The following is a 13,239-nucleotide window of genomic DNA, read 5'->3' on the forward strand; positions in this document are numbered from 1 at the left end:
CTTATTCATTTGTCTAAGATGCTTCCTGCTGCCATAACTTGGCGTATAAGCCTTGTTGTGCCAGCAATGCTTCATGGCTTCCCTGTTCGATAATCTGGCCTTTGTCCATCACCAGAATTCTGTCTGCATGGCGCAGGGTGTTTAACCTGTGCGCTATGCTTATTACGGTTCTTCCCTTTGTTATTGCCTGCATATTGCTCATCACCGCCGCTTCCGATTCATAATCGAGGGCACTGGTGGCTTCATCGAGCAATAAAATCCCCGGGTTGGTTAACAACGCCCGGGCCAGGGCGATGCGCTGACGCTGACCGCCGGACAGGCGCGCACCCCGCTCCCCCACCTGGGTTTGATATCCCTGGGGCAATTCGGCAATAAAGTTGTGGGCGCCACACAAGGTGGCCGCTTCGATAATTTGTTCGTCTGTCGCCTCGGGCACACAGATTTTGATGTTTTCGCTGATGGTGCCGTTATAAAGGCGGCTTTCCTGCAACACCACGCTCATGTTGCGGCGCAGCGCCACCGGATCGGCAATCGCCAAATCAATGCCGTCAACCAATACCTGGCCGTGTTGCGGCACATACAGGCGTTGCAGCAGTCGGGTTAAGGTAGACTTGCCCGAGCCGGACGGGCCGGTAATACCGATAAACTCACCGGGTTTAATATCCAGGTTAAGATTTTGCAGGGCTTCCTGGCCGTCGGCGCTGTAGCGAAAACGCACTCCCTGAAAGCTGACGCTGCCTTGCAGGGTCGGGATTGATGCCATGCCCTGGCTGCCGCTTTCGGTGTCATGATCGAGAATATCGCCGATGCGTCTCAGGGAAATCAGGGTATGCTGAAAGTCCTGCCACAGCTGGGCCAGGCGTAAAATCGGCTGGGTCACATGGCCGGAAAGCATATTAAAGGCCACCAGAGCACCCGGGGTGAGCTCCCCTTCCATCACAAGCGTTACCCCCCACCACAGCAGCAATGCCGAGGTGATTTTCTGTACCAGGCCAATGCCCTGCCCGGCAAAAATCCCTACCACACGGGCACCGAAGAGTGCCCGGACATAATCCGCCAGCTGACGTTGCCACTGCTGCTGGAAGCGCCCTTCAGTGGCGGTAGTTTTAATGGTTTCTACCCCGGTGACCGCCTCGGTTAAAAACGCAGTATTCTCTGCCCCCAGCTCATATTCCTTGGTGACTTTGGCGCGTAATATCGGCCCCACCGCCAGCCAGAACAGGAAGTAAACGACCAGCGACCCCAGCACCAGGTACGTCAGGGTGGCGCTGTAGGCAAACATCACCGCGATAAACAAGCCGATAAAGGCCAAATCTAATATCATGGTTAAGGCAGAGCCGGTAAGGAACTGGCGGATTTGCCCCATTTCCCGCACCCGGGCGATGATTTCACCGCTCTGGCGCTGCTGGAAATAACTCAGCGGCAATGCCACCAAATGCTCAAACAAACGGCTGGACAATTCACTGTTGACCTTGCTGGCCAAATTGGTAAACAGCCAGGAGCGGATAAAGGCGAATAAAGGCTCGGTAATGGCCAGCGCCAGCATGGCAATGCCCAGCACCTGCAGGCTCGACAGGCTGCGGCTTACCAGCACTTTATCAATCACGTTTTCAAACAGCAGCGGCGATACCAAAGGAATAAGCTGTAACAGCAAGGAGACAATAATCACGCCTTTAAACTGCGCCGCATGTTTGGTAATTGACGGGATAAACCAGGTAAGACCAAATTTACGCTGACGCTCTGCCTGCCTCGGCTGCGCCAGTAGCAGCACCTGCCATTGCCAGATATCATTGAGTGTTGCCATAGAGACAATGCACTCGTCTTTGATATCCGGGGCGTATAACCTGACTTCATCGCCGTTGATTTCCAACAGGGTTTGCCAGCCATGCCGGGTCTTGATTAACGCCGGTAAAGGCAAACGTTCCAGCCTGGCCAGATCGCAAAATTCACTCCGGGCCCGCAGGCCAATCCATTTTGCACAACGGCTTAAGTCAAACTCCCCCAGGCGTTCGCTGCCAAGGCGATGGGCCAGCTGTGCGGCTTCTGCTTTGATTTCAAAACTTTGTGCGGCATATACCAGGGCGTCCAGTGCCAGCTTTTGTTCATCGCCGGTGCTAACCCTTGACCCGTGGCGACTCTCTTGCTCATGGCGAACTTCTTGCTCAGGACTAATTTCTTGCTCAGGGCTGTTATTTTGCTCATTTTGTAAATAAGTTGAGGTTAAGGTACTCATTAGCGCTCTCCCATGGCTTCAGACTGATATTGCTGAATGGGACTGAGCAAGTAATCAATCACCCGGCGGTCACCGGTGCGGATCTCACCGTTAATGCTCATGCCCGCCTGCAACGGCACCTGCTTGTCGTCCACCAGGATAGTACTGCTGTTAATCAACACTTTTGCCGGGAACACCAGACCTAACTGCTCATTTTCCACGGCATCGCGGGAAATATGCGCCACCTCCCCCTTGATGGTGCCGTAGCGGGTATAGGGAAACGCATCGATTTTAATTTCCACGCCCTGGCCGGCATATACAAACCCCACGTCCTTATTAAGCACCATAACTTCCGCCTCCAGCGGCACTTCATCCGGCACAATCACCATCAACTGCTGCGCCGCCTGGACCACGCCGCCTAAGGTGTGTACCGCCAGCTGCTGTACCACGCCGTCCACCGGGGCGATAAGGTTGTGCTGACGGTATTTTTCCCGGGCCTGTACCAGTTTTTGTTTCAGCACTGCCAGGGTGCCCTGTGACTGGCTCAACTTTTCCAGGTTTTCCCGGCGGGTTTTGGCGATAAAGTTATCCCGCTGGTTTTCCAGGCTCTTGACCTGGGCGGCAAGCACATCAAATTCTCCCTGTTTTTCCGACGACAGGCGGCGCACTTCCAGCAGCTCGCTTTCCAGCTGCAGCAGCTCCATCAAGGCAAACTGTTTGACGTCCGCCAGGGTTTTACTGGCTTCAAGGCGCCGCTGGGCATTGCTTTGCAGCTTTTCCAGTTCATTGAGCTCGTTTTGTCTTGCCTGGCGGTCGGCCTCGTTGACCTTGAGCTGGCTGGCATAATTGTCCAGCTGGGTGCTGATATCCCGCCACTCGCTAGTTAAAAAGGCACGGGCCGTGCTGACCTGCTGCCCGCTGGCGCTGTCTGGTGCAATAAAGTTCTCTAACGGTGTTTGTGTGAGCAAGGCCTGTAAGCGGGCACTTTCCAGTTGCTGAAAGGTAAATTGCTCCTGCAGCTCCCGTATCTCCGCCTGCACCCCCACCGGATTCAGGCTGATCAAGACTTCACCGGCTTTGACCTGCTGGCCGTCGGCAACATTGATGGTGGTGATCTCTCCCGGCTCTGCCGCCTGCACTACTTTCGAGTTGCTGCTGACGATGAGTTTACCGCTGGCCTGGGCATGAATGTCCAGCCGGCCGATAACCGACCAGGCTAAGATAGCAAGCAACAAGCAGGTAATACCTGTTGCTAATCGCTTGGTCCAGGGCGCGGGCGGGCGTTCGACAATTTCCAGGTAACCCGGCTGAAATTCATATTCCCGTTGGCTTAAGGTCATTTTTGCCGGCTCGTTGCACTGACTCTTCAACGCCTGACGGGCGGTCTTAAGATGTGTTAACAGCATCAGGCTGCCTCCTCGTTTAGATCCAGTTGCAGCTGCCACAGGCGGGCATAAGTACCGCCTAAAGCCAGTAATTCTTGGTGGTTACCCGTTTCCGTGATTTGTCCGCGCTCAAGCGTGATGATGCGGTCGCAATGTTTGACTGTGCTCAAACGATGAGCAACGGTGATCACGGTGCGGCCACGGCAGATTTCACTCATGTTCGCCTGTATCAGCGACTGGGATTCGTCGTCCAGGGCACTGGTGGCTTCATCGAGAATCAAGAGTTTCGGGTTGCCCATCAGTGCCCGGGCAATGGCGATACGCTGGCGCTGGCCGCCGGACAGGGATTCGCCCCCTTCAGAAAGTAAGGTGTCGTAACCCAGCGGCAAGCGCAGGATGAAGTCATGGGCCCCCGCCAGTTTCGCCATTTTGATGACTTCATCTAAGCTGGCAGTCGGGCTTTTTAAGGCAATGTTGTCGCGCACACTGCGGTTGTACAGGTAGTTTTCCTGTAGCACCACGCCGATTTGACTGCGCAGGTAGTGCGGATCAAGATTGTCCATCGGCATGCCGTCAAGCAGGATTATTCCCTGCTGCGGGGTATAGAGTTTCATTAATAACCGGGTCAGGGTCGACTTGCCCGAGCCCGACGGACCCACGATACCTATGCTTTCCCCGGGATGTACCGTCAGATTTAAGTACTGAATAACCGGCTCACTGCCATCGGCTTGATAACTAAAACCCAGGTTATGAAAATGGATATCGCCGCGCAGCGGTACCTCCGGCACCCGCTTGCCCTGCTCCTGCTCCACCGGCAAATTCAGCATGTCGCCAAGTTTGTCCACCGCCACCCGGGTCTGGACAAATTGCTGCCACAAATCAATCAGCTTGGCGATGGGCTGCAATACATGGGAGACCATCATGTTAAAGGCAATCAGCTGACCTATGGTCATTTCCAGCGACATCACCATATTGGCCCCTATCCAGATCACCCCGACGGAGGTCAGCTTTTGCAATAAGGTCACGGTTTGTGAAATCTGGTTATTAATCACCTGGGTATTAAAACCGGCCTGAACCATCTCCTGGGTTTGCGCTTCCCAGCGGCGCTGCATTTTTGGCTCTATCGCCAGGCTTTTTAAGGTTTCGCTGCTGCTGACGGTTTCATTTAAAAAGGCACTGTTGGCGGCTGAGGTTTGAAACTGGCGTTCGATTTTCTCCTGCAGCGGTTTGGTACTGTACTTAGCCACCAGGAAATACAAAGGTAAGGTCGCCAATACCAGTAAGGTTAGCAAGGGAGACAACCAGTACATCACCGCAAAAAAAACCAAGGTAAATACCACATCAACGGTCAGGGTCAGCATAGAGCCGGTGAGAAAATCACGGATACTGTCCAGCTCCTGCACCCGGGTAATGATGGCGCCGATCTGTCGCTGCTTAAAATAGGTTAACGGCAAGCCCAGCAGATGGCGAAAGAGCTTTATGCCCAGGCCGATATCAATCCGGCTGGAGGTATGGACAAAGATATATTCCCTAAGCCCCTTGAGTACCACTTCGAAAATGCCGACGGCAATCAGCACCATCACCAGCACATCCAGGGTAGCCAGCGCCTGATGCACCAGTACTTTATCCATGACCACCTGAAAAAAGAGCGGCGTGATCAGGGCCAGCAGCTGCAACATCAGGGAAAACAGGATCACCTGGCTGAAAAGCTTACGATGGCGAATGAATTCAGGAATGAACCAGCTGACATCAAAGCGCATCGCCGGTCCGGCCAGGGTAATGACCTCACCGCCCCAGCTTTGCTGCAGTGCCTCCAGGGAAAGCTGACTCGGGGTTGGCTTGTCGGTGAATTGCACTAAGGCATGCTCCTGAGATAATTTAACCAGGAGTGCAAATTTGCCGGACTTATCACGATACACCAAAGGCAGGTCGTCTTTACTCAGTTTTTTTTGTGTCAGCTTGCTGAGCTTGGCGGAAATCTTTTGGGCACTACTGAAATGTTTTAACTGAACCTTAAAAGATAACCGGGTATTTTCACTGATATTGTATTCAGTCACCGGAACTGAATGTAATTGCATCAATAAAGTCAAACAGCTGAATGCTGATTCAATTTCATTTTCTGTATATCTATTCAATGTAGACATTCACTTTACCACGCTTAAAAACTGCTACCGTCAAATTCTGCATTGACGTAATTTCAAGACGGTACTTTTAGGTACCGCTAAAAAGAGCATCGATTATTCATGATAAAAGTGAGATCTGTTTATTTATTACTCTCAAATCTTTTTCAGAGATCTTTATTTTTCTTTTTTCGTCTTACTAGGGGGTAGAAAGCCACAGGTATTTATGATAGGGAATTCTGTTTTTGAGCTAGGTTTGGCAGCTAAATGGTATTGAACTTTTCCAGGTGGCCGGCAAGGTGCCTATTCAGTACAATGAATTTATATTCAAAATATATGCAGGTTTACTTTCTTGGTAAGAGGTGGGACCACCACTTGTTATATTGGCTTTTCCCTGTTTTTATTGTGCGATTATGCTAGGCCGGGGGAAAGGCATGGTTTGCAACTTAAGGGAAAAAACCGTTTTTATACTTCTGAGCCATTTTTCGGTATCACGGATAATATTATTATTTTAAATAATCGTTTTAAGTGATTGTGTTGCTGTCGTCGTCAAGATAAAAACATCAGGACTATAAAGACTTTACGCTATGCAATAGAAGCACTCGGGAACAGGGCGATCCCGTTATCCTATAGCATAGGAAACCTGTATTATTTTCGTCTGTAGCTAAACAGTAAATGATCACAATGATATCACTGATAAAAACCTGGGCTGGCCGCCAACAAGTGATGGCAGGCTTTCACTATTACAATGCACAATGACAAATATCAGGGACAAGTGCAGAAACTTATAAAGGCTAACTGACAATTACCAAGCTGATGAATATTGCGCTACCAGCAAGAAGTCATGGTTTACCCATTAAATAACTTGAATTCAACCTGGCGTGTACATATTAAATATCCGGGCGACCAGTTGCGATAAAATCAAATGCTTAAAGATTCTGATAAGGAAGGTGTGAGTGATTGCTTTCGAACTGTTTGTCAGGCATCCCTGCCCTGGATTTCTGATTTGTTTTAAAAATAAATGTTGTATCAGGAAGAGGAAACTTGATTGATTATTACGGAGAGCTCGGCGGCGCGCTGCTCGATAGCAGACCAATTTTCATGAGATTTGGCTTTTTCCAGCGCTTGATCCAATTCAACTTCAGATAAAGATAATAGCTCTTTCGCAGCATCGTAAGGTGATGTCCCTTGCTCTATTTGCCTGAGATCATAACCAAGCTGTTTTAATATATCGATAACCGCGGCGCCGGTTTCTGCAAACATGCCCGAATAAAAATATGCAAAGCCGGTTAACGGGCTGTATTTTTTACTGAAAAGATCTTCAGACACATAAGTTTTTTGTTTTTCTGAGGCAACTAAAACCCGCTCTAAAGTGGTGATCAGAAAATGTTGACTGCCAAGTTTAGCCTCGTAATAAGATGATAATCCGCCTGCTAAGGACATGCTGCTATCTAGAGAGATCTCTTCGCGACGCACAGCAACATATTGTGCCAAAATATCTTTTAACTGCTCAACATTTAATAGTAGCGGTGCTTTTTCTGTACCCCAAAATGGCTTTTTCCCTTCTCGGACTAAGACCTGAGGAAATGCTTTGAGTAACTCCAGACTTAGCAGCTTTAAGGTTAAAACTTCCTCGGTTAAGGGATATGCATCATTAAAATCGCGATTGGCCAGCGATGGCCAGTGGTTATTTTGATGCAAGGTAAAGGCATTACCAACAAAGGTAGCGATATTATCTTTGTCAGATTTATAATAGGTTGAAACGACATAAATATGATTATCCATGCTATGTTGCTTGTCAGCTCTATTGTCAAATGCTGCAAACAAATCTCCGTCGTAACGCCAGGCGGATAAGCCTGAGTTCTCGTTTTCTCCCAATATTTGCCCGCCTTCGATCTCGTTAACCGGATTAACGATAAAGCCACTGACGGGCCTGGAAACGCTTTCCTGGCGGATAAGGTACTGGGCGATACTCGCATAATCGAAACCTGGCCATATGGTCGCGGTATTCTTATCGGCTATAGCTTTAACTTGTGCCAGCACTTCAATATCTGTTTCTGTTGTCAGTGTCGTTGTTTCAGGTGTTGTCGCCGTTACCGCAGGTGTGGAAGTGCTGGATGTTCCGGCTGATGTTTCCGTCCCTGTTGATTGTATCAAGGCTTTGGGGGTAATGAGTTGCGGCTGCTCATCTGCAGATGATGAACCTCCACAACCTGTTACTGCCGCGCCCAGCACTATGATAGCAACATACTGGGGTAACTTTTTTATCTTAATGTTCATCTTTCAACTTCTCCTGTGACGTGCTTCATATATCAATGAAGTCAGCATAAGGAGTTGATAGGCAAAAACCAGCGAATTAAGGAGTATTCAGAAGTTTTCAGAAACTAAAATTTCTTTATTTTTATACCCTGTTATGTTTTTATCATAAAGCCGGACAGCTAGCTGCAACCTTGCTATTAAGCGCGGTAAGCCTGGATTGATTCTCTCTAATCACTTGCTCTGCTTTTTCTAGGGACAGCTGCAATTTTTGGGTTTGCATTATCGGGGCAAGCAAGGGAATATTTTGCCAGCCGGAGCAGATTGCCGGATTTTTATTGCAGCCATCAATTAAATGAACCTCTGCGGAGGAAAAATCATCACTAAGAATATAATAGCTCGCAAGTATCTGGTTAATGTAAGGTATTTCATCCCACTGTAACGCTATGACTTGCTCCTCTACAGATGCAAGTAAATCGTCTATGTTTTTTCCTTGCTGCCTGGCAAGCTGACTTTTTAAGACCACTTTCGCAACCTCTATAACAGCGGGCTCGTTAAAGCTTGCCCAGGCTTGTTCGAGCTTTTCCATAGCAGCATCAACCTGCTCATATTCACCTAAAGCTAACCGGACGGTGAAGGCAAAAATAATGGGGTCGATAAAGCTGTCCTGTCCTAACACGCCTTGACGGTACTCTTCATACCATGGCGCATATGCGTGCAGATTGTTTTCGTTGAGCATCCTGACATAAAACAGCCATGGCGGGCGCCAGTCCCTGCTTTCTACCGAGCTAAGCAGCCCTTGCCACTTATCAACCTGTGTTGGATTAGCCAGGGCATTATTGACCAGGGCCATTGCACCATAGAGGTCATCATTACAAATTAACTTGTCAAGATTACGGGAAAGTAAATTGATGGCTTCCGGGAAGTCCCCCTGCATAAGCAGCCAGTTATAAAACAGATAATAAATGTTGGTTGAAATATAATTTTCATGTTTTAAGTCGGTATAAATTTGGCCAAATTCCTGTCTGCGCTTACTTGACAACAATAACTCAAGGTAAAAATAGGTATTATCCTGAAAGTCTTTATCCTGGCGATAAACCTTTTCAAAGTGTTTTAACGCCGATGTTAATTCATCAAGCTCGTAGTGTAATAATCCCTGGATGTAAGTGACAAAAGGATCTTGCTCAAGATATTCCAGCAACTGAAAGGCAATGGAGACGCTTTCTTTATTTGCCAGGTAAAACGCTGCCGCAACCAGGGAATAATTGCTTTGGCTGTAATGGGATAAGAGGTAATTAACACCGGTATGCAACTGTTTGTCATCGAAACTTTCAATCTGGTAGAAGGCATATAAGGTTTCAATAAAGTAATACTTGGCTTTTTTTTGTTGCTCGTTCAGGCTGTATTTTTCAATTGCCTCCCGGATCGACTGACGGGCAATCTGTAAACGTTCCGTTTGGCCAAATGATAAAGAAGCTAAAGCCTTAGCGGCTTGGTTTTCTCTTAACAACCCGGCAATACCGGAATTTCCCTTGTCCAACATAGGGTCGTCAAAAACAGCCAATAAATGATGCGTAAATGTTTCCAGATCTGCTTCCCGGGTTATTTTATCGAGCGTCTGAACAGACAAATGCGCCAGGCGCGAGGGTTTACCAACAAACACCAGGTTTAAAATGGCTTTTTCAACCGGCAAATATCGCACGACTAGTTTATGTTTGTCCCCCATCTGATCCAATTTTGACAGTAAATTTTCGGCACTGGATAAGGTTGTTTTTTCCATGTTTGAATTGAGGACAACTTTTTGCTGATAATGCCTGAATGTTTGACTTTGTTGTTCACTGATCTCGACAATATCATCAATAATGATTAACTGGCCTTTGCTTGGACTTATACTATTTTTCGGTTGGCTTATGTTTGCGACCCAAAAAATCTCGATAACGGCTACCATAACGATTACCATGGTTGCGATAATGGCCAACATCAGGCGCCAACGGCGTGTCTTTAGCTTATTGCTTTCCAGGCCGGTAATACCTGCTGACTCTTGTGGTACGGCAGGTGACTCCATCTTTTCATCACCAGACAACGCCGGAACAAAGCTTTCCGCTTGGTCATCAACCTTGGCTAATAGTTGATAACCGTGACGGGGCACCGTTTTGATATAACTTTTTCCCGAGTCCCCTTCTAGCGCCATACGCAGGCTACGTATGGTTTGATATACCACGTTATTAGTCGTAAATTCATTTTGCCAGACTTCTTCCTTTATCTTAGATAAAGAAATAATTTCGCCCGGGCAAGATACAAAAAGCTGTAATAATTTAAAGGTTGCGAGATTAAGCTCTACCTTTTCATCACCACTGACAATACAATGGCCCTGTTCGTCTATCAGCCACTTGCCTACTGTGTTGTTCAATCTTATTTCCTTTAATGCCGTGCACAACAAATTATCCCGCCACTTTTGGGACAAAAGTTAGTATTTTTTTCAGTCATATTCTTCAGCGGAAAAATTCGATGATACGGGCCGGGATAAATGTTTATCAGCAAACCCGTCGCGATCATTAACAGGATAAAATAGCCGATATCGGGTAAATAGCGACAATACTTACCTGATCAGATAGATATTTTAACTCCAGAGATCATCACTTAGTATACAAGATTTACTCATTAAACAACTCCTACCTGCTCATGAAAAGCTAAAAATAGTAAATGAAATGACACTGTTATTTACTGCTTAGCTGCAGGGCACAATTGTGTCACCTGACTATTAAGTTGAGTCAGTTTGTCTTGATTGTCTTTAATGGCTTTATTCGCCTGTTTGATAGCCGCTTGTAATTTATCGGTTTGCATCACAGGCTTAAACAAGGAGATATGCTGCCAACCTAAACAAAGCGCAGGATTTGCCTTACAACCCTCCAGTAAATGAACTTCTGCTTCATCAAAATCTCTGGAAAGCATAAAATAACTGGCCAATACCTGTCTGATCAGTGAACCTTGCAGCAGTTTAAATGCTTTTACCTGAGGTTCTATATCGGCAATTACGTCATCTATTGCCTGGTTTTGTTGTTTGGCGATATGACTTTGTACCAGCGCCTTGATAATGACGACGACAGCAGGGTCAAAATGATTTATTTTTACTTTTTCCAGCGTCGTTAATAATTCGTTTGCTTGCTCATATTCGCCTAACACCAGGTGCGCCATTAGGGTAATAATAAGCGAATGCATGCGGCTTTCCTGTCCTATCACATCTTTGATGTATGACTGATACCAGCTAAGATATGATGCCAGATCATTATTATATAATGCCCTGACATAAGCTAACCATGGAATATGACGGTTTCTATTGTTGACGGCAGTAGCCTGAGATTGCCATAACATTGCTTTTTCTTGATTTATCAAAGAATTATTCAACAGTGCCATCGCACTGTATAAGCCGTCACTACAACCCATGACCCTATCGTAGCGGGCAATAAAACTTATCGCTTCAGAAAAATTACCTTGAGAAAGTAACCAGCTAAAAAGCATGTCATAAAGATCGTTACCGATATAATCACTTTGCTCCAGATCTGAGTATATCCGCTCAAGTTTAGCGTTTTGCTTATACTTCTTTAACAGCCAGATATAATAGGCAGTATTGTCCTCAAAAGCTTTGTCCACTTTATATACGGCTTCAAAATGGTTTAATGCCAAATAAGTTTCACCCAGTCTTAACTGCAACATGCCTTTGATGGCCTGAACAAAACTGTCTTGTTGTTGATTTTCCAATAGCTGATAGGCTAATTGGCTGTGACCTGAATGCGCCAGATATAACGCAGCCGCAACCACTGAAAAATTGCTTTGGCTGTAATTTTTCAATAAGTAATTAACGCCTGTATATAAACGTTGGCTACTGTAGTGCTCTATTTTATAAAAAGCATATAAGGCTTCGATAAAATAATATTTTGCCTGTTTTTGTTGTTCATTGAGGCTGTTTTTTTCTATGCTCCGGCGAATAGTTTGTTGTGCCGACTGCAAACGTGCTGGCGGGCTATAAGTTAAAGAAAGCAACGCTTTGATTTCTTTAACTTCGGTTAACAGCCCGGTAATACCTGCTTTTTCATACTTAATGTTTGGTTCATTAAAAATGTCCAGCATTTGCTGATAGGGCTGCGTATGCTTTTGTTCAAACAACGTTTTATCCAGTGCAGTTATCGACAGATGCACCAAACGTGAAGCCTGGCCGGTAAATACTAAATTTAAGACAGCATTTCTTTGTGGCATATACTGCACAACCAACTTATTTTCTTTGCCCGAGCGAGCTAATTTTGACAGCAGATTTACCGTGTTGGATGAACTTTCTTCAGATAACTTTAAATCTTCTTTAATGCTCTGGCTATAGCGCTTAAACGCCTTGTTTTGTGCTTCACTTATCCCGGCAACTGGCGAAATAACAAGCAAGTGACCATTATTAGGGTTGTCTATCGGCTTATCAGTCGCTTGCTCCCGGATGGTGGTTGTCAGCCATAACATGGCAAACAAGATGATTATCACCATAATAATCATAATCTTATAAAACAGGCCAGTAGTGAAAAATAGTCGCTTATCCGCTTTCTTTTCCTGTGCTTGCCCTGTTGCCGGCAGTTCTCCTGTTTCTTCTGCCAAAGAAAGTATTTCTGATACTTTTTCTATTTTCACCGATAACTGATAGCCGTGGCGGGGAACTGTTTTGATATAACTTTGTGCACCCTCTCCTTCCAGGGCTTTTCGCAAACCCCGGATGGTTTGATATACCAGGTTATCTGTGGTGAATTCGGTTTGCCATACCTGTTCCTTTATCTTAGATAAAGGAACGACTTCTTTAGGACAAGAGATAAAAAGTTGCAACAGTTTAAAACTTGCCAAGTTTAGCTCTATTCTTTCCTCGCCAGCGATAATAGTTCGCGTTTGTTCGTCAACCAGCCACTTGCCGACTTTGGTTTTCAATGCTTATTACCTATATATGCTACGCACAATCAACAGTCTCATTAAGTTCAGAATTAAAGAGAATTACAGTTTAAAATTTATAACGTGATTAATGTTAATCTTGTCTAAAGGGGCGATTATTTTTTGAAACTATGCCCGATAAAATAATCGTCTGATAATTTCGCTACCCGAGAAAGAGGGGAGAGATTTAAAAGAGCCGACAAAATACACTACTTTTATGACACTAATATGACACTAATATGACACTCGTCTTATTCAAATTATGATTAACCCCGCCTCATCCGACCGTACTTTTGTATATTATATTTCA

The 13,239-nt window shown here is 46.1% G+C and carries 6 protein-coding genes; all 6 read right to left on the reverse strand.

The annotated features are described in order from the left end of the window. Positions 1 to 13: 13 nt before the first annotated feature. The 6 genes from QL234_RS25880 to QL234_RS25905 all read right to left on the reverse strand — a co-directional run bounded on the left by QL234_RS25880 (position 14) and on the right by QL234_RS25905 (position 12,929). Positions 14 to 2,233 (reverse strand): type I secretion system permease/ATPase, encoded by a 2,220-nt coding sequence (locus tag QL234_RS25880; RefSeq protein ID WP_281560654.1) that lies wholly within the window; start codon positions 2,231 to 2,233, stop codon positions 14 to 16. Continuing rightward, the gene (locus QL234_RS25885; RefSeq protein ID WP_281560655.1) at positions 2,233 to 3,618 is read right to left on the reverse strand and encodes an HlyD family type I secretion periplasmic adaptor subunit; all 1,386 of its coding nucleotides are present in this window, start codon (positions 3,616 to 3,618) and stop codon (positions 2,233 to 2,235) included. The genes QL234_RS25880 and QL234_RS25885 overlap by 1 nt, the downstream gene beginning before the upstream one ends. Next, positions 3,618 to 5,741: a type I secretion system permease/ATPase gene (locus QL234_RS25890; protein ID WP_281560656.1), complete on the reverse strand. Its 2,124-nt coding sequence runs from the start codon at positions 5,739 to 5,741 to the stop codon at positions 3,618 to 3,620. The genes QL234_RS25885 and QL234_RS25890 overlap by 1 nt, the downstream gene beginning before the upstream one ends. A 1,005-nt stretch (positions 5,742 to 6,746) precedes the next feature. Beyond that, positions 6,747 to 7,997, reverse strand: a complete 1,251-nt coding sequence (locus QL234_RS25895) for a hypothetical protein (protein WP_281560657.1) — start codon at positions 7,995 to 7,997, stop codon at positions 6,747 to 6,749. 142 nt (positions 7,998 to 8,139) lie between these two features. After that, positions 8,140 to 10,383, reverse strand: coding sequence for a winged helix-turn-helix domain-containing protein (locus QL234_RS25900; RefSeq protein WP_281560658.1), 2,244 nt, complete (start codon positions 10,381 to 10,383; stop codon positions 8,140 to 8,142). Positions 10,384 to 10,694: 311 nt separating this feature from the next. Beyond that, entirely contained in the window at positions 10,695 to 12,929 is a 2,235-nt protein-coding gene (locus QL234_RS25905; RefSeq protein WP_281560659.1) for a winged helix-turn-helix domain-containing protein, read from the reverse strand. Positions 12,930 to 13,239 lie beyond the last annotated feature (310 nt).

It is taken from the genome of Thalassomonas sp. RHCl1, from assembly GCF_947387555.1.
GTDB lineage: Bacteria > Pseudomonadota > Gammaproteobacteria > Enterobacterales > Alteromonadaceae > Thalassomonas.